Raw genomic sequence first — 20762 nt, 5'->3', positions numbered from 1 at the left:
CCGGCGCCCGCACCACCCGCACGTCAGCAATGATCGTCCGCCGAACCGGCGGCCGACATCTCCGCGCGCCCGTCAACCGGTGCGCGGTGCACCCGACGCCACTGATGCCGTCGGCGTGCCCGGATGTCCGACGAAGCCATGCCTGACTCATGAGGACGGGGGACATGGAGGAACTGCCGACACTGCCGTTCGACAATCCATCCGTGCTCGGTGTCGCGCCCCGGATGCGCGCGCTGCAGCACGAGGGGCCGATCACGCCGGTGCGGGCGGCCGGTGAGGACGCCTGGCTGGTCACCCGCTACGACGAGGTCCGGGCGCTGCTCGCCGACCGCCGGCTCGGTCTCAGCAACCCCTACCCGGCGCGGCAGGCGAAGACCACGGCCCGGAGCACCATGATGGCGCTGATGGCCGGGGACGACTACGAGACCGAGGCCGCCGACCATCCGCAGATGCGTGAGCTGCTCGTCCCCCGGTTCTCCACGCGCCGGATGCGCATGATGAAGTCCCGGATCGAGCAGCACGTGGACGAACTGCTCGACCAACTGGCCGCCGGCCCCCGGCCCGCCGACCTGCACCGCGCGCTGTCGTTTCCGCTGCCGACCATGGTGGTCTGCGATCTGCTGGGAGTCCCGTTGGCCGACCGGGAGCGGTTCGGCCAGTGGGCGAGAGGCACCTTCGACCAGAGCGACGACGGCCGGCACTCGGCGCAGACCTTCCAACAGGTCGTCGACTACACCACGGAACTGGTGGCGCGGAAGCGCACCGAGCCGGGTGACGACATCCTGTCCGAGCTGATCGCAGCCAAGGACGGCTCGCTGTCGGACGAGTACATCGCCCAGTTGGGCAACGCCGTGCTGCTGTTCGGCTACGAGACCACCATCGTCCGTATCGACCTGGGCACTCTGCTGATGCTGCGCCATCCGGAGCAGCGTGCCCTGCTGGCCGAGAAGCCCGAACTCGCCCCGGGCGCGGTCGAGGAGATCCTGCGCCTGGCCGTGGGCGGCAAGGGATCCAACGCGCTCATACCCCGCTACGCGCACAGCGACATCACCGTCGGCGACACGGTGATCCGGACCGGGGAGGCAGTGCTGCTGGCCATCGGTGCGGCCAACATCGACGGCCACGCGTACCCCGATCCCGACCTGATGGACATCACCCGGGACAGGCCCAGACCGCATCTGTCGTTCGGGCACGGCACCCGGCACTGCATCGGCCGTGTGCTGGCCCGGATCGAACTGACCGCGGTGTTCGAGCGGCTGTTCCGCAGACTGCCCGATCTGCGACTCGCGGTACCCGAGGAGGAACTGCGCTGGCAGGAGCACCGGATCACCGGCGGGTTCGATGAGATCCCCGTTACCTTCTGACCGGCACCGCCCGAGCGCACGCACGGCCCTCCACCGTTCCCGGGCCCGGGACGCACAGACCGGCCCGGGGGCGGCTCCCGCGCCGGTGCGGCGCCTCGCCGGCCGCGCGGACCGCGGCGCTCCGGCACCACCGGGCCGCCCGGTGAGGCGTGCGCCTGCGTGCGCCTGCGCCCGCGTGGCCCCGGCGGCCCGGCACACACCCCTCTCGCTCACGGGTTCACCCCCGCGGCCGGGCCCGGCCCTCGGACCCCTGGATGTCAGCACCGGCCGTTCGTGGGCTCCCCTCGCGTCGCCTCCGCCTCACCGGCGCCGTCGAAGACGCCGGTCTGTTCGGAAGTTCAATGCTCCTTCCCCACATCACGAGGACAAGGAACCATGACGGACACTTTCAGCGACTACGTCGACTGCACACCCCTTCTCGACGACCATCAGGCCCTCGAGCGGTTCTACGACGAGCACGGCTACGTCTGTCTGCGCGGCGCGCTGGACCCTGAACTCGTGCGGACCGCCGCCGAGCAGATGCTCCAGGGCCTGATCGCACTCGGCCACGCCGCACCCGGCACCACGCTCGAGAACCTCGCCATCGACTCCTTCGAGGCGGTCGACGAGGTGGCGATGCACGACTACGTCAAGTACGACGACCTGTGGAACCACCCCTCGACCGTCAAGGTCTGGGAGAAGGTCCTCGGGGAGCCCGTCTTCGTCTTCGAGTCCACGACGATCCGCTACTACCCGTCCGCCGCGGGGTCCGAGGAGCCGAGCTTCCTGACGCCGTTGCACCAGGACGGCTTCTACATAGGCCCGAACAAGGACTTCCGCACCGCCTGGATACCGCTGCTCCCGACGAGCCGGGACACAGGCGGCGTCGCGCTCGCCGACGGCAGCCACAAGAAGGGCGCGCGCGAACACGTCGTCACCGAGAGCTTCCGCCGGTTCGGCCACCCCGTGCGCGGTATCCCGACGGAGGAGTTCGGCGGGGACGGGCAGTTGCTGTTCTCCCCCATGGAGCCGGGTGACGTGCTCCTGTTCCACGCCTTCATGTGCCACAAGTCCATCCCGAACGTCTCGGCGAACCCGGCTCGCATGCGGATGTCGATGGACACCCGCGTCCAGCCCGCCTCCTCGCACCGCGGGTTCAACGCGCTGACGCCCTGGCCGGAGTCCGCGAAGGACGCCTCCAAGGGAATCATGTCCAAGATCACCGGTACTCCCACCGCCGTCGAGTGACGTCGGCCCCGCACCCTCTCCAACCGTCCCCCACGCACCCCTGGGCAGGCAGCACATGACGCATCGCGAGGGACTCTCCCCGCCGAAGGAGCCCGACGCGACGCCGGGGTCCTCCGCCGGTCCGGAACCGCCGGCGGGGCTCGGCGGTGCCGCCCTCGTGGTGGTCCTCATCGGGTACGCGCTGTCCATCGTGGACGCCTCCATCGTCAATGTGGCGCTGGAGCCGATCGGGGAGGACCTCCACGGCGGCCCGGCAGCGCTGGAGCTGGTGGTGTCCGGCTACGGCCTCACCTACGCCCTCGGCCTGGTGCTGGGCGGACGGCTGGGCGACGCCTTCGGCAGGCGGGAGCTGTACGCGTACGGGCTGGCGGCGTTCACCGTCACCTCGGCGCTGTGCGGACTCGCGCCGACCATCGAGTTCCTCGTCACGGCGCGGCTGCTGCAGGGGGCCGCCGCCGCCATGCTCGTACCGCAGGTGCTGGCGACGATCCAGGCGGTCAGCCAGGGCCGTGAGCGCGCCCGTGCGATCGCCATGTACGGCGTGACCGCGGCCCTCGGCATGGTCGTCGGGCAGATTCTGGGCGGGCTGCTGGTCTCGCTGGACGTGGCCGGGATCGGCTGGCGGTCGGTCTTCCTGATCAATGTGCCGGTCGGGGTGGCCGCGCTGCTGGCGATCCGGCGGGTCCCCGCGACCAGAGCCGGGACCAGGCCCGGTTTCGACCCGGCGGGCACCCTGCTGTTCGGTGCGACCATGGTCTGTGTCCTGGCCGTTGTCGTGGCGGGGCCCGACCTGGGCTGGCCGCTGTGGCTGTGGGCGCTGCTCGTGGTCGCCGCGGCGGGATTGTCGGCGCTGGTGCGGGTCGAGCGCGGACTGGAGGCGCGGGGCGGCTCACCGCTGCTGTCCCCGTCGGTGCTGTCCCATCCGGGCACGCGCCGGGGGCTGGCGGCCGTGGTGCCGTTCCAGGCCGGCTTCGGTGCCTTCCTGTTCGTCTACGCGCTGATCGCGCAGGGACACTTCGGCTTCCACGGGCTGGCCTCCGGCGGGGGGCTGGCGCCGTTCGCCGTGGCGTTCTTCGCGGTGGCGCAGTTCACCCCGAAGATCGTGGCGGCCCTGGGCGGCCGGATCGTCGCCCTGGGTGCCCTCGTCCAGGGCGCGGGGCTGGTGCTGCTGGCACTGGTGATGGGGCTGGGCTGGCCGCATCCCTCCCTGACGCTCGTGCTCGTCGGGATCGCCCTCTTCGGTGCCGGTGCGGCGCTGATCGGGCCCACGCTGTTCCGGATGATCCTCGCCGACGTACCTCCCGCGCAGGCCGGCATGGGCAGCGGTGTGCTGGTGACCAGCCAGCAGATGGCGACCGCGCTGGGCACGACCGTCGGCGGAACCCTCTTCGTCTCCCTGGACGGCCCGTTCTCGACAGCGACGGCGGCCGTGCTCGTCCTCGCCCTGCTGACCTGCTTCGCGGCGACCGTCTTCGTGATCAGTCTGAAGCTCCCCGACCCCCGCTGACATCCTCCTTCCCGAACGGCGCCACCGGAACGGACCTTCTCGCGAGCAACAGCGCGCTGCCCTTCGCCGCACCCGCGCGCAGAGCGGAGAGAGCCCAGTGGACCTGCAGACCAGGACGGCCGTGGTGACCGGCGCCGCCAGCGGCATCGGCCTCGCCCTCAGTGCCCGTTTCGCACGCGCCGGCGTCGGCGTGGTCATGGCGGACATCGACGAGGCGGTGCACCGCCGGGCGTCCGAACTCGCCGCACGAGGCGCCCAGGTCACGGCGGTGACGGCCGACCTGACCGATCCGTACGCCGTCGACCGGCTCGCGGACACGGCGTTCGACCGGCTCGGCGGCATCGACGTGGTGTGCAACAACGCCGGGGTGCTCGGCCCGGTGGGGCAGCCGCTGTGGGAGGTGCCGCTGGAGCGGATGCGGCAGGTCTTCGAGGCCAACCACTGGGCGCACGTCCTGGTGGCCCGCGCCTTCGTCCCCCGGCTCCTGGAGCGCGGCAGCCCGGCCCATCTGATCCACACCGCCTCGATGTCCGCCTTCGTCGTCGGCGCGGGCAGCGCGGCCTACGCCGCCTCCAAACACGCCGACCTCGCGGTCGCCCGCAGTCTGCGGGCCGATCTGCGGGGCACCGGGATCCTGGTGTCGGTGCTGTGCCCAGGCCGTGTCGACACCCCCATGGTGCACGGCCTCGCGGCCCCGCGCGGCGCCGGCGGTGACACGTCGGTCAGCGCCGAGGACGTCGCCGGGCTCGTGTGGGAAGCGCTCGGCTCCGACCGGTTCTACCTGTTCAGCAACTCCGACGCCCCGCTGCGGCTGCGTGCCCAGTTCGACGAGGTATGGCGTCATGTTTCCCTTCCGTCCCCTTCCCCCGAGGAGTAGCTGTGGCCCGCGCCGACAGCGACGACCGTAGCGACGAGACACCGGCCATCGACCTGGAAGCGGTGAGGGAGAAGTACCGGCAGGAACGCGACAAGCGCAGCGCCGGACGCACCTACCAGTTCGCGCGCGGTGACTTCAGCCGCTATGCGCGCGACCCCTACACCGAGCGGAAGGAACGCGAGCCGCTCACCGACGAGGTGGACGTCGCCGTCGTCGGCGCGGGCATCGGCGGCCTGCTGACCGGCGCGCACCTGCGCAAGGAGACCGGCCTGGAGCGCATCCGGCTGATCGACGAGGCGGGCGATGTCGGCGGTACCTGGTACTGGAACCGCTTCCCCGGGGTCCGGTGCGACGTCGAGAGCTACATCTACATGCCGATACTCGAAGAGATCGGGACGATACCCACCGAGAAGTACTCCACCGGCCCCGAGATCTTCGCGCACCTCCAGCAGATCGCCCGCAGGTACGACCTCTACCGCGATGCCCTCTTCCAGACCACCGTCACCGAGCTGCGCTGGGACGAGGCCGTCGGGAAGTGGCTGGTGAGGACCGACCGCGGGGACGTCATCCGGGCCCGGTACGTGGCCATGTCGATCGGCCTGATGCACCGCCCGAAACTCCCCGGGCTGCCGGGTCTGGAGACGTTCGCCGGACACTCCTTCCACACCAGCCGCTGGGACTTCGACTACACCGGCGGCGACAGCACCGGCGGTCTGACCGGGCTGACGGACAAGACCGTCGGCGTCATCGGCACCGGCTCGACGACGGTCCAGATCGCCCCGCACCTCGCCGAGTGGGCCGAACAGCTCGTCGTCTTCCAGCGGACCCCGGCGGCGGTCGACGTCCGCGGCAACCGGCCCACCGAGCCGGACTGGGCGGACAGCCTCGAACCGGGCTGGCAGCAGCGCCGCATGGAGAACTTCCACGCGCTGACCTCCGGCATCCCGCAGGACGAGGACCTGGTCCAGGACCGCTGGACCCAGACCACGGCCGAGCTGGCCGCCGCGATCCTGCCCACCGGCGACACCGGGGGCGACCCGAAGGAGCGGGCGCTCGCGGCCGAGCAGGCGGACTTCCGCAAGATGGAGGAGCTGCGCGCCCGCATCGACAGCTTCGTCACCGACCCCGCCACCGCCGCAGCCCTCAAGCCGTACTACCGCGTGTACTGCAAGCGGCCCTGCTTCCACGACAGCTACCTGCAGACCTTCAACCGGCCCAACGTGACCCTGGTCGACACCCAGGGGCAGGGCGTGGAGCGGCTCACCGCGGCCGGGGTGGTCGCGAACGGCCGGGAGTACCCGCTCGACTGCCTGGTCTTCGCCACCGGATACGAGCACGAGTTCGCCGTCCCGTACACCGACCGCGCCGGCTACGACATCGTCGGCCGCGAGGGCCTGAGGCTGTCGCAGAAGTGGGCGAACGGCGCACACACCCTGCACGGGCTGCAGGTGAACGGCTTCCCCAACTGCTTCATCCTGTCCAAGATCCAGGCCGGCCGGCACGTCAACATCGCCTACATGCTGGGCGAGCAGGCCCGGCACCTCGCGCACATCGTCAAGTGCGTGGAGGAGCGCGGCCACCGGGTCGTGGAGGCGTCCGGGACCGGCGAGAAGGAATGGGTCGAGGAGATCCTCCGGCTCGCCAGCAACGACATCGACTTCCTGGAGAACTGCACACCCGGTCTGTACAACAACGAGGGCGATCCCGGCGGGCTGCCGCTGCTCAACTCCAGTTACGGCGGCGGCTCCGTGGAGTTCGTGAACATCCTCCGGCGCTGGCGCGAGGCGGGTGACCTCGCCGGCCTCGAACTGCGCTGACCACCCCACCGTTTCACGAAAGGCGGCAACGCCCATGGACGTCACGCCGATCCCCGGCGCCGCTCTCGGCGCCGTCGTGCACGGCTCCCATGTCACCGGCGACATGGGCAGGTCCCAGTTCGAGGAGATCTGGGCGGCGCTCGACAAGCATCTCGTACTCGTCTTCCGCGGCCACGAAACACCCTCCTACGAGGAGTTCCTGGCCTTCGGGCGCCGCTTCGGGCACATCCCGAAGACCGGCCTGACCAGCGGTGCCCATCCCGACCACAACGAGATCCTGATCGTCTCCAACCTGACGGAGAACGGCCGCAAGATCGGCGTCGGGGACGCCGCGTGGATGGCGTGGCACACCGACTACTCCTTCCGCCCCCGCGTCTCCCAGGTCGGCTTCCTGGAGGCCCTGGAAGTGCCGCCCTCCGGCGGCGGACAGACCCTCTTCACCGACATGTACGCCCTGTACGACTCGCTGCCGCCCGAGGAGCGCCGGCGCCTGCACTCCTACCGGGTCCGCCACGGACTGCGCACCGGGTACGAGGAGACCATCGAGGAAGAGCTGCAGGGCGAGGTGTCCCTCGGCGAGAGCGGCAGGCGGATCCAGCCCGAGGACGGCACCTCCACCGTCCACCCGCTGATCGCCCGCAATCCGCGCACCGGCCGCCAGTCGGTCTACGTCAGCACCCTGAACACCAAGCGGATCGTGGACCTCGCCCCCGACGAGAGCCGCAAGCTGCTCGACGAACTGCTGTCGCACGCGGGCAGGCCCGAGTGCACCTACGCCCACACCTGGCAGCCCGGGGACATCGTCATGTGGGACCAACTCGGCACCATCCACGCCAAGCAGCCCTTCGACCCGGCCGAACGGCGCCTCATGCGTCAGGTCGTCAGCATCTTCGACGATCCGGCCGATCCCTGGCACGCGGAGGTCGCCGTATGAGCACTGCTCCCACGTGTCTCGGCCACAGCCGGGCCACCATCACTCCGGCACTGCGCGCCGCCGTCGACCGGCTGGACCACCGCTCACGGCACCAGGCGGCCTATCACTTCGGATGGATCACCGCCGGTGGGGCGCCCACGAACGGTGACGCCGGCAAGGCCGTCCGGCCGGCGCTCGCGCTGCTGTCCGCCGAGGCGGTCGGCGCCTCCCCGCAGGTCGCCCTGCCCGGCGCCGTCGCCGTGGAGCTGGTGCACAACTTCTCCCTGGTGCACGACGACCTGATGGACGGCGACGAGGAGCGCCGCCACAAGCGCACCGTGTGGAAGCTGTGGGGTTCCTCCAGTGCGATCCTGACCGGTGACGCGATGCTGACGCTCGCCCAGGAGGTGCTGCTGGAGGCCGGGACTCCGACGGCTGCGCCCGCCGCCCGGCTGCTGGCCCGCACCACCCGGCACCTCATCCGGGGCCAGGTCCAGGACCTGTCCTTCGAGCGGCGCCCGTACGTCACGGTCGACGAGTGCCTCGACATGGCCGCCGACAAGACGGGCGCGCTGCTGTCGGCGAGCTCCGCGATCGGCGCCGTCCTCGCCGGAGCACCGGCGGCGACGGTGGAGGCGCTGGCCCGCTACGGCGACGAGGTGGGCCGCGCCTTCCAGCTCACCGACGACGTCCTCGGCATCTGGGGCGACCCGGCCGTCACCGGGAAATCGGTCCACTCCGATCTGCGCGCGCGCAAGAAGTCCCTGCCCGTCAGCTACGCGCTCCAGCAGGGCGGCACGCTCGGCGTCGAGCTGGCCACCTGGCTGTCCGCCCCCGGCGAGCCAGGCGAGGAGGAGCTGCGGCGCGCGGCTGAACTGATCGACGGGGCCGGAGGCCGGGACTGGGCCCTGGCCGAGGCTGCCCGGCGGATGAAGCTGGCCGAGGACGCGCTCCTCGGCGTCGACCTGGACGCCGGTGCGCGCGACGAGCTGCTCGCGCTCGGGCGCTTCGTCGTCGACCGGGACGGGTGAGATCCCGGCCCGGACGTCCGTATCCCTACCGCCACCCCCGATATCCCTTTCCCTTTTCCCTCTTCCGCACGGCATCGAGCCCGTTCCCCCACGAGAAGGATTTCCCCATGCCGCAGGACATCGACATCCGAATACCCCTGCCGGGCCGGCAGAGCCCCGATCATGCCCGGGCCGAGGCGGAGCAGTTGGCGTGGCCGCGCTCGCTCGGTCTGATCAAGTCCGACATGGCGGCCGAACGCCATCTGCGGGGCAGCTACGCCGACCTGGCCTCCCGCTTCTATCCGCACGCCACCGGCACCGATCTCGACCTGGGCGTCGATCTGATGTCGTGGTTCTTCCTGTTCGACGACCTCTTCGACGGGCCGCGCGGCGAGGACCCCGAGAAGGCCGGGCAGCTGACCGGTGCGGTGGCGGCCGCGCTGGACGGCCCGCTGCCGGAGGAGGCGCCGCCGATCGCGCACGGCTTCGCCGACGTCTGGCGGCGCACCCGCGAGGGCATGACCCCGGCCTGGTGTGCGCGCAGCGCCCGGCACTGGCGCAACTACTTCGACGGGTACGTCGACGAGGCGGCGAGCCGCTTCTGGAACCGGCCGTGCGATTCGGCCGCGCAGTACCTGGGCATGCGGCGGCACACCATCGGCGTGCAGCCGACGGTGGACCTCGCGGAGCGCGCGGGCCGCTTCGAGGTGCCGCACCGGGTCTTCGACAGCACGCTGCTGTCCGCGATGCTCCAGGTCGCCGTCGACGTCAACCTGATGCTCAACGACATCGCCTCGCTGGAGAAGGAGGAGGCCCGCGGCGAGCAGAACAACCTCGTCCTGATCCTGCACCGGGAGCACGGCTGGTCCAGGAGCCGCAGCATCGCCCACCTCCAGGACGAGGTGCACGCCCGGCTGGAGCAGTTCCTGCTGCTCGAGTCCTGCCTGCCGCGGCTGGGCGAGATCTACCGGCTCGACCCGGACGAGCGCGAGGCGCTGGAGCGCTACCGCACGGACGCGATACGCCCGGTGATCCGCGGTTCCTACGACTGGCACCGCTCCTCGGGCCGCTACGACGCCGAGTTCGCACTCGCCGCCGGCTCCCGGGGCTACCTGGAGGAACTCGGCAGCACTGCGCGCTAGTGCCCCCGCCCTCGCACCGCGCACCTCCGCCCGGCCGCCGCGGACAGCCGGCCTCCTGCCTGGACGGGCGAACAACCAACGGCCACACACGGGAAGTTGAGAATCGGATGACCGAGGAGAGCATCTTTTCAGCGGGAACGGCACCCGGGGCCCTCCCCGTGGTGGGACACGCCCTTCAGATGATGCGGCACCCCGTGGACTTCATGACGTCGCTCTCGGCCCACGGCGACCTGGTCGAGATCAAGATCGGCCCCACCAGGGCCTACGTGCCGACGCACCCCGAACTGCTGCGGCACGTCCTGACCAACGACCGCATCTTCGACAAGGGCGGCGTCTTCTACGACCGCGCCCGCGACATCGCCGGCAACGGCCTGGTCACCTGCCCGTTCGCCGATCACCGCCGGCAGCGCCGGCTGATGCAGTCCGCTTTCACCCGCGGCCAGCTCAAGCGCTACTCCGAGGCCATGCACGCCGAGATCGAGGCCACGGCGTCCCGGTGGCAGGACGGCATGGTCGTCGACGCCTTCCAGGAGATGTACGGCATGGCCCTGCGCACGGTCGGCCGCACCCTGTACTCCACACCTGTCAGCCCTGAGCTGGCGGCACAGGTGGAACGTTCCTTCGATGTCGTGCTCAACGGCCTGTTCCGGCAGATGTTCCTGCCGGCCTCCGTCCGCAGGATGCCCCTGCCGTCCAACCGGCGCTACAAGAGCAACCTGGACTTCCTGCACGCGACCACCCAGCGGCTCATCGACGACTACCGTGCGGACGGGACCGAGCGCGACGACCTGCTCGCCGCCCTGCTCGCCTCCCGCGACGACGACGGCGGCCGGCTCGCGGACCGGGAGATCCACGACCAGGTCATCACCGTGATGGCGGCCGGCACCGAGACCGTCGCCGGCACCCTCACCTGGGTCTTCTACCTGCTCTCCCAGCACCCGGAGATCGAGGCCGCGCTGTACGAGGAGATGGACACCGTCCTCGGCGGGCGTGCCCCGCAGTGGGACGACCTGCCGAAGCTCTCCCTGACCGACCGGATCATCTCCGAGACGCTGCGACTGCACCCGCCCGCCTGGCTGTTCACCCGGCTCACCGCCTCCCCGACCGAACTCGCCGGCCGCCGGCTGCCCACCGGCTCCACCGTCGTCTTCAGTCCTGCCGCGGTCTCCCGGTACGAGGACGCCTTCGACAACCCCACGACGTTCGACCCCGACCGCTGGCTCCCGGACCGTGTCGCGCCCGCCGCCCGGCACGCCTACGTCCCGTTCGGCACCGGCGCCCGCAAGTGCATCGGCGACCTCTACGCACGGACCGAGGCCGCCCTGGGGCTCGCCACCATCCTCGGCCGCTGGCGGGTCACCTGCGAGCCAGGAATGGACATCCGCCCGGTTCCGCTGGCCACCGTCTACCATCCGCGCCGACTGCGCCTGCGACTGGACGCGCGCACCCCCCGCCGGACGGCCTCCACCGTCCCCGCACCGGCCGGGGGTGACGCGAGGTGAGTGCAGGGAACGTCGTCCTGGCCCGGCCGCGCGGCTTCTGCGCGGGGGTCCGGCCGCCACCGGCAGGCCGTCCCCGAGCCGGAGCGGGGCACCTGGGGCAGGTACGCCCCTCGGCTCCCGGTGTGCAGCACGAGCAGGATCCCGCACCGGACCGCCGGTCGGGAACCCTCGCCCGTTCCCGAGCGAGGCCCGAGGCACCGGGAGCCGAGGGGCCACCGGCGACCGCACACGGTCGGCAACGGACCGGGCTCGGCCGGGACCGGCGACGGCCGGACGGGGCGAGCCGGCCAGGACCGAGTCCGTCCTTGTTACGTGCTCGCTGCACGATTCGGGCACCCGGGGACAGATCCCGTCTACGCTGGGTCCCCGCACCGTCCGGCAACCCGTAGCACCTGTAGGAGATGAACCCGCACATGACCGGTGACGACCGTCCCACCCTGCCGCCCGTCCGGCTGCCCTCCGATGCCGAACTGGCGCGGGACGCACTGGCCGCACCGCTCCTGGCGCGCGCTGTGGAACTCACCCGCTGGGCGCGCGCCGGCGGTCCCGCGGGTGCGGGTATTCCGGTGGGTGCCGGAGGCGAACTGCTGGCCGAGCAGCTCAAGCAGGCCGCCGCGCACCTGGGCCTGTCGGGAGACGAGGAGGCCCCCGCACTCGCCGCCGACGCGTGGAACTTCGCCGTGGACACCGGACTGCTGGCGGTCGAGGAATTCGAGGAGGCCGAGGGGGCCGAGGGGGCCGAGGACTCCGGAGCGGGTACCGAGGCCGCCGACGGGTTGGGCAGCGACGACCCGGTGGGCACGGCCGCGCCGGAGCCGGAGCTGGGCGGCCTGACCGGCGCCCAGGGAGCTCCCACGCCCGCTCCGGAGGAGATCCTCGGGCTGTGGCGCGGCGGCCTGGAGACGGTGCTCGCGGACGCCGCGACACCCAGCTTCGAGGAACTGCTGGACGGTATCGAGGGCGCCGTCGGCGAGGACGGTGAGATCGACCCGAACACCATCGACCTCGACGCGCTGGACTGGAACCCGGAGGAGGAGGCCGAGGCCCTGGACAGCGCCCTGGGCAACCTCTACCTGCTCACGGCCACCGACCCCGCCGTCGCCGCCGGGTCGATGGTGCCGCTGCCGGTGCTGGCCGCCTCGATGACCGTGCCCGAGGGCATGGACGAGCCCACCGACGACGTGCTCGAAGAGGTCTCCAGCACGATGATGCGGCTGGACGAGCAGTTCCGGATGCTGGAGCCGACCGGGCTGGTCGTCCACCAGCCGGTGGACGAGGCCCTCACCCGCGAGGACGAGGGCGAAGAGCCCTACGGCGCGGCGGAGTCGGGCGCCGAGCCGGACGAGGAGGACGTCTCCCGCTACGGCATGGTGCGGCTCACCCCGCTCGGCCTGTACGGGGTGCGCGAGAGGATGCGCGAGGCCGGTCTGGACGTCCCCGCGGTCGGCGACCTCGCGCACGCCGGAGCGGACGCGCTGCTGGCCGCGCTGCCCGTCTACTCGGAGGAGAACGCGCACAGCGAGATCCAGGGGTGGTTCGCGGCCCGGAACGCCGACGGACCCACCGGCGGCGACGGCACGTTGGCCGCCGCGCGGGAACTGCTCGCGGCGGCACGCGGTGGCGACGAGGCCGCGCCCGTCCGGCGGCTCGCCTGCCAGCAGGCGCTCTCGCTCGCCGGACCCGAGGCCGAGCCCGCGCTGCGCGAGGTGCTGGAGGACCGGCAGTTGGGCGGGCTCGCCCGGGTCTGGCTCGCCGAGCGCGGTGCCGGGGACGTGCCGCAGCCGGACGAGGAGATGGTCTTCTGGCTGACGATCGACACCATCGCAGCCCAGGTCGCGACCGCCGGTGAACCGGATGAACTGCGCGACCTGGTACGGGATCTGGTCGACCAGCACACCGGCTTCTTCGACAAGGCGTGGCGAGTCGAGCACCCGTCGACCGGGGACGTGCTGGAGACGATGGGGCGGGTGCACCCGGACAAGCGGATCGCCAAGGACGCCCGCAAGGCCGCGTTCAAGGCCCGCTCCCGCTGACCGCCCGCGGATCCCGCCCGGGCGGGATCCGCGCCCTCACACCTCCACACAGGGTGGCCGTCCGTCCGTCCCTGCCTCCGCCGCGCGGGCGTTCCGTACCGACCGCTGACGTGACCGGCCGCACCCACCGCCGGGGTGCCGCACGGGACGCCCGGCGCTGCGTGCGGGACGCCCGGTGCTGCGTGCGGGACGCCCGGCGGTGCGGGCGCGGTCCGCACCGCGGACGGTGTGTGAGGTGCGGCGAGTCCGGCGACCCGCTCCCGGGATCCGCTCCCGCAGTTCCGTACGATCGAGCAGATCGGGCCTTTTCGGCTATCCGGAGCAAAGGGTGTGAACAGCGACGTGACAGAGAGCCCCAAGCGGCAGTCCGGGGGCGCAGCGGCGGCCCGGCAGGTACCGCAGGCGGTGGCCGCGCTGCCCCAACAGGTGCGCGACGAACTGGTCTCCAGGCTGCGCCGCGCGGGCCGCCCGTTCACCAAGGACGATGTGCAGGTCGTCCAGGAGCCCATGCTCAAGCGGGCGGTCAGCGCCTCCGCACTCGGCAACTGCATGGAGTGGTTCGACTTCGGCGTCTACAGCTATCTGGCCGCCACCATCGGCAAGGTCTTCTATCCGGGCGCCTCCGACGCGGCGCAACTCCTGGCCTCGTTCGCGACGTTCGCCGCCGCCTTCGTCGTCCGCCCGCTGGGCGGCCTCTTCTTCGGACCGCTCGGCGACAGGCTCGGGCGGCAGAAGGTGCTCGCCGCGACCATGATCCTGATGGCCTTCGGCACCTTCCTGATCGGGTTCATCCCCGACTACGACACCATCGGCATCGCGGCCCCGATCCTGCTGCTCCTCGCGCGGATGCTGCAGGGATTCTCCACCGGCGGCGAGTACGGCGGCGCCACCACCTTCATCGCGGAGTTCTCGCCCGACCGCAGGCGCGGATACCTCGGCAGCTGGCTCGACTTCGGCACCTTCATCGGCTACGCCCTCGGCTCGGTCCTGGTCACCCTGCTCAACATCGCACTGACCGACAGCCAGATGCTCTCCTGGGGCTGGCGCATCCCGTTCCTGATCGCCGGGCCGCTGGGGCTGATCGGCCTGTACATGCGGCTCAAGCTGGAGGAGTCCCCCGCCTTCCAGCAGCAGTTGGACGAGCACGACCAGGCCGTCGCCGAGCGGGAACAGAAGCACGAGTTCCGCACCATCCTGCGCCGGTACCGGGAGCCGCTGCTGGTCTGCATCGGCCTGGTGCTGCTCTACAACGTCACCAACTACATGGTGACCGGCTATCTGCCGACCTACCAGACCGAGGTGCTGGGCCGGGACGGCACCACCTCCGATGTGCTGGTGCTGGTCGGCATGGTGTGGGTGGTGCTGCTCATCACCTTCGTCGGCCGGCTGAGCGACCGGATCGGGCGGCGCCCCGTCTACCGCTGGGCCGCCGTCGGCCAGATCGTGCTGGCCGTCCCCGCGTTCCTGCTGCTGCGCTCGGACGGCTGGCTGCTGCCCGCGCTCGGCGTGCTCGTCCTGGCCACCCTGCTGGCCGGGTTCGCCGCGCCGTCGGCCGCCACGCTGCCCGCGCTCTTCCCCACGAGCGTGCGCTACGCCGCCATGGGGATCGGCTTCAACTTCTCGGTGGCCGCCTTCGGCGGAACCACCCCGCTGGTCACCGAGGGCCTGGTCAGCGCGACGGGCAGCAACCTGGTACCCGGCGGCTATCTGATGGTCAGCGGGCTCGTCGGCCTGCTCGCCGTGCGTTTCATGCCGGAGACCGCCGGCGTGCCGCTGCACGGCTCGCAGCCGATGGTCAGCACGGAACAGGAGGCCAAGGAGCTGATCTCCACCAGCCGTGACCTCCGGGCCCTGCAGCTGCGGACGGCGGAGGGGGCGGCCGGTCCCGGATAGGCGGGACGGGACCGGAGAGTCACTCCGCGCCGGGCTCCGCGGCCCGGCCCGACTCCCGCCGGCGGTCCCGGAAGGCCGCGGCCAGAACGGCGGCGGTGCCGAGCGCCGACGGCAGCAGGGCGAGCAGCAGCGTCCCCGTCCGCGGCTCGCCCTCGGCAGGCGGTTCGACGGCCCACATCAGGCTGCAGGCCACGGCGACGGTCACCCCGAGGCAGCAGCCGAGGAAGAGCTGCGCCCGGGCCAGGCCCAGCGCCCCCTGTGCCGTCTGCGGCCGGTTGACCAGGCTCGACGTCTGCCGCCCCGGGGGCAGGTCGCGGACCGGGGTGATCCGCAGGGTGGCGAACGCCGTCCCCGCCAGCAGCGCGAGCGCGCCCGCGTGGACGAGGACGGGCAGGAAGACGGTGCCCACCGACTTGTCCGCGTACCGGTCCACGCCATCGCTGCCGAAGTGCTGCGGCACCTGCTGCGGGAGCCGCGGGTAGACCACGATCCCCCACACCAGCAGCCCCGTGAGCACCAGCACCCCGGGTACCAGCCACCCCCACGGGAACGCCGCACCGCCGGACGCCTCCCCGCTCCGGTCCTCCTGCGCTCGCGTTCCCCGCACGCCCCGCGCTCCCCTCCACGTCCCCGTTCGTCCCTTACGCCTGCCCCGCGGAGCGCGACCTCACTCCGCCGCGCGCCCCCAGACCAGGTGGTTGCCGCCCTGCCACTCGATGACCGACTCGTCGTACAGGTCGACGGTGGCGATGTCCAGACCAGCGCGGGCGAGGAACTCGATCAGGTCGGTCAGACCGTAGGCGGTGCCCAGCGTCTCGCCGTGCACACTGACGCGGCGACCGCCGCCGGGCGCGGGAGGATGGACGACGACGAACGCACTCATGATTCCAGGCTGCGCCCGCGGCCCCCGCGATGCACCTCGGAGCGCGGGGGCACCGCGCAGAGCGCGGTCACCGCGCCGATCCGCCCACAGGACCGCATGCCTCCTCCCGGCGCGGCCTCAGCCTCTCTCCCGGCGCGGGCTCAGCGCCGTGCCGGTCCGGGCGTTCCACCGGTGCCGGGCCCGGGGAGCGCCTCCCGGAGGGCCAGCTCGGCCACAGCGCGCGCGGTGCCGACCGGGTCGTCCACGAGCGCCAGGCCGCGCATGACCATGGCGCCCTCGTGCAGCACGGCCAGCCGGTCGGCCAGCCGCCCCGGCTCCCGCGCACCGGCCGCGACCGCGAGCTCGCGGAGATAGCCGTGCATCCAGTGCTTCTGTTCGGTGATCACACGGCGTCCCGGGTGCGCGGGGTCGGGCAGCTCCGCCGCGGCGTTGACGAATCCGCAGCCGCGCGGATTGTGCTGCCGCGTCCACTCCGCGAGCGCGTCGAAAGTGGCCAGCAGCTGCGCGGAGGCCCCGGTGTCCGCGGCGTGCGCCGCCACCCACGAGGTCAGCCAGGAGCGCCAGCGCCGGTCCCGCTCGCGCAGATACGCCGCGATCAGCGCGTCCTTGCCGCCGAACCGGTCGTAGAGCGTCTTCTTGGTGGTGCCGGCCTCCTTGGCGATCAGGTCGACGCCGACGGCCGTGATGCCGCGCTCGTAGAAGAGGGCGCTCGCCGCGTCCAGAATCCGCCGGGCGCCGGGCGTCAGCTCCTCCGGGGCCGCAGGCTGCGCCGCCGCCGATTCCGCTGTCCCCGTCCGCACTGCTCGCAGCTCCCTTCGTCGACGCCCCGCCGTGCCGGGCCCTGCCCGCACTACGGTAAACAGGTCTGTCTACACCACTGTACTCCGGGACCGACGGGGTGCGGAGCCGTCCACCGGCGTCGCCCGCTGCTTCCCGCCGCCTCCCGCCGCGGTGCACCTGCGCCGACCCGGACCCGGGCGGCCCCCGCGGCGCGCCTGACGGGCGCGGGGGCCGCCCGGACGGGTACACCCCGGTCACGGCAAAGGAACCGCAAAGCCCGGCCGGTCGTTACTCCGGCATGACGGCAATGACTCCCGGCTCCAATCTTCCGCTGACCGCGCAGCGCGTCGCGGTGGAGGTAACCGCACCCAGCAAGCTCGACGTCTCGGCACTGCTGCTGAGCCCGGAGGGCAAGGTCCGCTCGGACGACGACTTCGTCTTCTACAACCAGCCGACCGCTCCCGGCGTGACCCACACCGGCGGCGCCACCGACACCATCACCGTCGAGACCGGCGCGGTGCCCGCCGGGATCGACAAGGTCACCGTCCTCGCGAGTCCGGACGCCCCCGGCGCCACCTTCGCGGGCACCGAACCCACCGCCACGGTCCGGGACGCCGGCACCGGCGCGGTGCTGGCCACCTTCACCCCGCCGCAGCTCGGTGCCGAGACGGCGCTGCTGGTGGTGGAGGTCTACCGCAGGAACGGCGCCTGGAAGGTGCGTGCCGTCGGCCAGGGATACGCCGACGGGCTGGGCGGGATCGCCTCCGACTTCGGCGTGCAGGTGGAGGAGCCCGCCGCCCCGCCCGCGCCCGCGGCCGCCCCCGCGGCGCCCGCTGCCCCACCGGTCGCCGCTCCCGCCCCGCCCGCGGCGGCACCCGCTCCCGCCGCCCCGGCCGCGCCTGCCGGGACGGGGAAGATCAACCTGGACAAGGGGCGGGTGAGCCTGCAGAAGAACCAGACGGTGTCGCTGGTCAAGGGAGGCAGGCCGCTGCTCACCTCGGTGCGGATGGGGCTCGGCTGGGAGCCGGTCTTCCGCGCCGGGAGGCGGGCGAAGGAGATCGACCTCGACGCCTCGGTCATCGCCTACGACGCCAACCGCAAGAAGGTCGACGCCTGTTACTTCGGCAAGCTGGCCATTCTCGGCGGTGTCATCCAGCATTCCGGCGACAACCTCACGGGCGAGGGCGAGGGGGACGACGAGGTGATCACCGTCCACCTCGGCGACATCCCACCCCAGGTGACGGGGCTGGTCTTCACCGTCAACTCCTTCTCCGGCCAGAAGTTCACGGACGTCGCCAAGGCGTACTGCCGGCTGCTCGACGGAGGTGGCGGGGAGTTGGTCCGGTTCGACCTGACCCAGTCCGAGCCGCGGACGGGTGTCCTGATGGCGAAGTTCATCCGCCAGTTCTCCGGCGAGTGGGAGATGACGGCGCTGGGTGAGTATGTCGACTCGCGCACGGTACGCGGCATGGTGAAGCCCGGCGCCGCCGCGCTGTAGGCCCACCGAGCCGACCCGCCGCGCCGCCCGGCCGGGAGCAGGAGTCGGGAGCGCGGCGGGCCGGTGGGTGCGAGCTCCGGCGGTCCTGCGGGCCCGCGTCGAGCTGCGGGTCCGGCCGCCGCTCGCACGGTCCGGTCAAGCGTGGCGCCGGACGGCACGGCCGCACGGCGTGGACCGGCCCCGACGGGTCGGCTCGCCGGAACCGGTTCAGAAGTCGAAGACGGGACCTGTCGCCTGATGCATCTCGCAGGCGTTCGGGAAGGTCTTCTTCCAGTTCACGGCCTGCCCCCGGTGACTGCCGCGGGCGGTGACGGTCACCGGGTCGTACTGCATGGTGCAGTGGCCGCTGCCGGCGGGCAGCGCGTCGAGATCGCCGTGCGCCGCGTCGAGGGCCGCGCAGGTCTCCGCGGCCCTCGGATGGTGTCCGTGCGGCGTCGGCTCGCAGTGCAGCATGACGCCCCGGATCCAGGAGTCCTCGGAGCCGGAGACGGACAGGAAGACGCCCTGGGGGTCGCCGTCGGAGCCGGGCCCGGTGTGCGGGCCGCCGGGCGAGGAGTCGGCGGGGGCGTTCGCGGTGTCGGCGGCGGGTGCCGCCTGTGAGGTCAGCAGGGGTACCGCCAGCGCGGCCGCGGCCACAGCGGTACGGACGAGATACCGGGCGGAGGTTCGAGTGCTCACGGCCTCCTAACGAGACCGGCCGCCGGGAGGATACGGGGCCGCGGCCCTCGGGAGGCGGCGGACCACCGGGCGGGCTCCCCGCGTGCCCGTGCGGCACGCGGGGAGCCGCACTCAGGACTGCGGACGGCGGCCGTGGTTGGCCGCGTTGCCGCGGCGGGCCTTCTTCTTGCGCCGACGCTTGGACGACATGGCGTCTCCTTTCACACGAGGGATGTATACCTCCGCGTTTCTACCACCCACCCGCTTCCTCTTCCGAACCACCCGGACCGGCGGAGCACGGAGGGCACCTGCTGCGAGGCCGTCCGTCCTGCCCTGCGCGGCCCGGGTGCCGGCCCGTACCCGGGCCCGCGGTGGTCAGCGGCGGTCGCGGGAGTGTCCGAAGAGCAGCCGGTAGACGATCAGCAGCACGAGCGCCCCGGCGACGGCGGCGATCCAGAGGCCGGGGTCCACCACGTTGTTGGCTATCGGACGGTCCAGGAAGGTGGCGGAGAGCCAGCCCCCGGTGAACGCCCCGGCGACACCGATGAGCACGGTGCCCACGAGGCCGCCCGGATCGCGGCCGGGCAGCAGGATCTTGGCCACCGTGCCCGCGACCAGGCCGAGGACGATCCAGCTCAGCACGCCCGAGTGCGCGAGGTCGGAGAGCAGGTCCGAACCCGCGTCCTGTGCGTCGGCGAGCTGGGTGAGCGGTGTGGCGAGCATCTCAGGGGCCTCCCCGTGGCTGGTCGGTTGCGGATCCATCATGCCTGCCCCGCCCGTCGCCCCGTTCGCCCCGTCCGGCCCTTCGCGCGGCGCGGCTCAGTGCGGCCACCTCGGCGGACGCGTGCAGAACTCGCCCCCCAGGTGTGCCTGATCGCGGTCCTCGGTGTCCAACTCGCCGTGCCGAGCGATCAGTTCCGCGGCGTAGGGCTCCGAGTCGTCGCGCGGCGCGTAGCCCAGGGCGCGGGCCGGGGCGAGGTCCCACCAGATCCGGGTGTTGGCCGAGGAGCCGTGGACGACCGTGTGGCCGACGTCCGGCGCGGTCAGCGCCGCGTGCAGGAGCCGGGCGCAGTCGCCGAAGCTGAGCCAGGTCGACAACTCCCGTACGGAGGTCGGTGCCGCCTGGCAGGAGCCGATCCGGAGGGAGACGGTCTCGATGCCGTGCCGGTCCCAATAGAGCTGCGCCAGGTCCTCGCCGAAGGACTTGGAGAGGCCGTAGAAGGTGTCGGGGCGGTGCGGGGTGTCCGGCGGGATCAGCGCCGCGCCGTCCGCCGGGACGGGGGTGAAGCCGACCGCGTGGTTGGAGGAGGCGAAGACGACGCGGCGCACGCCCTCGGCGCGGGCGGCTTCGTAGAGCGCGTACGTGCCCCGGATGTTGGCGGCGAGGATCTTCTCGAACGTGGACTCCAGGGAGATCCCCGCCAGGTGCACGATCGCCTCCACGCCCCGGACCGCGGTGCGCAGCGCGTCGGTGTCCGTGGCCCCCAGGTCCAGTACGTGGGCGTCGGGTGCGTCCGCGTCGGGGTGCATGTCCAGCAGCCGCAGGGTCCAGCCGTAGCCGGGCAGCAGCTCCCGCATCCGGGTGCCGATGCCCCCGGCGGCGCCGGTCAGCAGTACGGTGCGGGGCGCGGACCCGGCCGCGGAACTCTCGGGCACGTG

Annotated in this window: 19 protein-coding genes; 12 read left to right on the top strand and 7 right to left on the bottom strand. The window is 72.3% G+C overall.

Going from position 1 to position 20762, the window contains the following annotated elements; genetic code table 11:
- Positions 1 to 164 precede the first annotated feature (164 nt).
- The 11 genes from penM to ACFYNS_RS13585 all read left to right on the top strand — a co-directional run bounded on the left by penM (position 165) and on the right by ACFYNS_RS13585 (position 15285).
- The gene (gene penM / locus ACFYNS_RS13635) at positions 165 to 1364 is read left to right on the top strand and encodes a pentalenolactone synthase (protein ID WP_360300402.1); all 1200 of its coding nucleotides are present in this window, start codon (positions 165 to 167) and stop codon (positions 1362 to 1364) included.
- A gap of 375 nt (positions 1365 to 1739) precedes the next feature.
- Complete coding sequence (gene ptlH / locus ACFYNS_RS13630; RefSeq protein WP_388602742.1) at positions 1740 to 2591, top strand: 1-deoxypentalenic acid 11-beta-hydroxylase; 852 nt, start codon at positions 1740 to 1742, stop codon at positions 2589 to 2591.
- Between the two features lie 55 nt (positions 2592 to 2646).
- Positions 2647 to 4098: an MFS transporter gene (locus ACFYNS_RS13625; protein WP_388602740.1), complete on the top strand. Its 1452-nt coding sequence runs from the start codon at positions 2647 to 2649 to the stop codon at positions 4096 to 4098.
- Between the two features lie 97 nt (positions 4099 to 4195).
- Positions 4196 to 4975 carry a 1-deoxy-11-beta-hydroxypentalenate dehydrogenase gene (gene ptlF / locus ACFYNS_RS13620; protein WP_360300410.1) on the top strand — a complete coding sequence of 260 codons (780 nt, stop codon included), beginning with the start codon at positions 4196 to 4198 and terminating at the stop codon, positions 4973 to 4975.
- A 2-nt stretch (positions 4976 to 4977) separates the two neighbouring features.
- The gene (gene ptlE / locus ACFYNS_RS13615; protein ID WP_388602737.1) at positions 4978 to 6792 is read left to right on the top strand and encodes a neopentalenolactone/pentalenolactone D synthase; all 1815 of its coding nucleotides are present in this window, start codon (positions 4978 to 4980) and stop codon (positions 6790 to 6792) included.
- 34 nt (positions 6793 to 6826) lie between these two features.
- A complete protein-coding gene (ptlD, locus tag ACFYNS_RS13610) occupies positions 6827 to 7726 on the top strand; it encodes a neopentalenolactone/pentalenolactone F synthase (protein ID WP_360300413.1) in 900 nt (299 codons plus the stop codon).
- The gene (locus tag ACFYNS_RS13605) at positions 7723 to 8736 is read left to right on the top strand and encodes a polyprenyl synthetase family protein (protein WP_360300415.1); all 1014 of its coding nucleotides are present in this window, start codon (positions 7723 to 7725) and stop codon (positions 8734 to 8736) included. The genes ptlD and ACFYNS_RS13605 overlap by 4 nt, the downstream gene beginning before the upstream one ends.
- A 107-nt stretch (positions 8737 to 8843) precedes the next feature.
- A complete protein-coding gene (gene ptlA, locus ACFYNS_RS13600) occupies positions 8844 to 9857 on the top strand; it encodes a pentalenene synthase (RefSeq protein ID WP_388602733.1) in 1014 nt (337 codons plus the stop codon).
- Positions 9858 to 9964: 107 nt separating this feature from the next.
- Positions 9965 to 11359: a pentalenene oxygenase gene (gene ptlI, locus ACFYNS_RS13595; RefSeq protein WP_360300420.1), complete on the top strand. Its 1395-nt coding sequence runs from the start codon at positions 9965 to 9967 to the stop codon at positions 11357 to 11359.
- Positions 11360 to 11772: 413 nt separating this feature from the next.
- A complete protein-coding gene (locus tag ACFYNS_RS13590) occupies positions 11773 to 13392 on the top strand; it encodes a hypothetical protein (protein ID WP_388602731.1) in 1620 nt (539 codons plus the stop codon).
- A gap of 342 nt (positions 13393 to 13734) precedes the next feature.
- The gene (locus ACFYNS_RS13585) at positions 13735 to 15285 is read left to right on the top strand and encodes an MFS transporter (RefSeq protein ID WP_360303412.1); all 1551 of its coding nucleotides are present in this window, start codon (positions 13735 to 13737) and stop codon (positions 15283 to 15285) included.
- Positions 15286 to 15304: 19 nt separating this feature from the next.
- Here the strand turns inward: ACFYNS_RS13585 and ACFYNS_RS13580 are convergent, their stop codons facing one another.
- From ACFYNS_RS13580 to ACFYNS_RS13570, 3 genes are all read right to left on the bottom strand, one after another.
- Entirely contained in the window at positions 15305 to 15892 is a 588-nt protein-coding gene (locus ACFYNS_RS13580) for a DUF1648 domain-containing protein (RefSeq protein WP_360303413.1), read from the bottom strand.
- Positions 15893 to 15952: 60 nt separating this feature from the next.
- Entirely contained in the window at positions 15953 to 16168 is a 216-nt protein-coding gene (locus ACFYNS_RS13575) for a hypothetical protein (RefSeq protein WP_360303415.1), read from the bottom strand.
- 140 nt (positions 16169 to 16308) lie between these two features.
- Positions 16309 to 16968 carry a helix-turn-helix domain-containing protein gene (locus ACFYNS_RS13570; protein ID WP_360303417.1) on the bottom strand — a complete coding sequence of 220 codons (660 nt, stop codon included), beginning with the start codon at positions 16966 to 16968 and terminating at the stop codon, positions 16309 to 16311.
- A 287-nt stretch (positions 16969 to 17255) separates the two neighbouring features.
- Between ACFYNS_RS13570 and ACFYNS_RS13565 the strand changes: the two genes are divergently transcribed.
- Positions 17256 to 18446 carry a TerD family protein gene (locus tag ACFYNS_RS13565; RefSeq protein ID WP_388602954.1) on the top strand — a complete coding sequence of 397 codons (1191 nt, stop codon included), beginning with the start codon at positions 17256 to 17258 and terminating at the stop codon, positions 18444 to 18446.
- A gap of 207 nt (positions 18447 to 18653) precedes the next feature.
- Here the strand turns inward: ACFYNS_RS13565 and ACFYNS_RS13560 are convergent, their stop codons facing one another.
- From ACFYNS_RS13560 to ACFYNS_RS13545, 4 genes are all read right to left on the bottom strand, one after another.
- Positions 18654 to 19124 carry an SSI family serine proteinase inhibitor gene (locus ACFYNS_RS13560; RefSeq protein WP_360302948.1) on the bottom strand — a complete coding sequence of 157 codons (471 nt, stop codon included), beginning with the start codon at positions 19122 to 19124 and terminating at the stop codon, positions 18654 to 18656.
- A gap of 111 nt (positions 19125 to 19235) precedes the next feature.
- A complete protein-coding gene (locus ACFYNS_RS13555; protein WP_388544748.1) occupies positions 19236 to 19328 on the bottom strand; it encodes a 50S ribosomal protein L37 in 93 nt (30 codons plus the stop codon).
- Between the two features lie 150 nt (positions 19329 to 19478).
- Complete coding sequence (locus tag ACFYNS_RS13550) at positions 19479 to 19826, bottom strand: GlsB/YeaQ/YmgE family stress response membrane protein (RefSeq protein WP_360302950.1); 348 nt, start codon at positions 19824 to 19826, stop codon at positions 19479 to 19481.
- Positions 19827 to 19922: 96 nt separating this feature from the next.
- Positions 19923 to 20759 carry an NAD-dependent epimerase/dehydratase family protein gene (locus ACFYNS_RS13545; protein WP_388602726.1) on the bottom strand — a complete coding sequence of 279 codons (837 nt, stop codon included), beginning with the start codon at positions 20757 to 20759 and terminating at the stop codon, positions 19923 to 19925.
- Positions 20760 to 20762: the final 3 nt, after the last annotated feature.

This window comes from Streptomyces sp. NPDC006925, from assembly GCF_042869575.1.
GTDB lineage: Bacteria > Actinomycetota > Actinomycetes > Streptomycetales > Streptomycetaceae > Streptomyces.
Note: the sequence above shows the minus strand (reverse complement) of the source record. Positions and strands in the feature narration are given on the sequence as shown.

What these genes read in the sequence shown, in the direction of transcription:
- ACFYNS_RS13590 (WP_388602731.1), top strand. Translation starts at nt 11,773, where the DNA reads ATGACCGGTGACGACCGTCCCACCCTGCCGCCCGTCCGGCTGCCCTCC.
- ptlH (WP_388602742.1), top strand. Translation starts at nt 1,740, where the DNA reads ATGACGGACACTTTCAGCGACTACGTCGACTGCACACCCCTTCTCGAC.
- ptlI (WP_360300420.1), top strand. Translation starts at nt 9,965, where the DNA reads ATGACCGAGGAGAGCATCTTTTCAGCGGGAACGGCACCCGGGGCCCTC.
- ACFYNS_RS13605 (WP_360300415.1), top strand. Translation starts at nt 7,723, where the DNA reads ATGAGCACTGCTCCCACGTGTCTCGGCCACAGCCGGGCCACCATCACT.
- ACFYNS_RS13565 (WP_388602954.1), top strand. Translation starts at nt 17,256, where the DNA reads ATGACTCCCGGCTCCAATCTTCCGCTGACCGCGCAGCGCGTCGCGGTG.
- ACFYNS_RS13575 (WP_360303415.1), bottom strand. Translation starts at nt 16,168, where the DNA reads ATGAGTGCGTTCGTCGTCGTCCATCCTCCCGCGCCCGGCGGCGGTCGC.
- ptlA (WP_388602733.1), top strand. Translation starts at nt 8,844, where the DNA reads ATGCCGCAGGACATCGACATCCGAATACCCCTGCCGGGCCGGCAGAGC.
- ACFYNS_RS13550 (WP_360302950.1), bottom strand. Translation starts at nt 19,826, where the DNA reads ATGCTCGCCACACCGCTCACCCAGCTCGCCGACGCACAGGACGCGGGT.
- ptlD (WP_360300413.1), top strand. Translation starts at nt 6,827, where the DNA reads ATGGACGTCACGCCGATCCCCGGCGCCGCTCTCGGCGCCGTCGTGCAC.
- ACFYNS_RS13625 (WP_388602740.1), top strand. Translation starts at nt 2,647, where the DNA reads ATGACGCATCGCGAGGGACTCTCCCCGCCGAAGGAGCCCGACGCGACG.
- penM (WP_360300402.1), top strand. Translation starts at nt 165, where the DNA reads ATGGAGGAACTGCCGACACTGCCGTTCGACAATCCATCCGTGCTCGGT.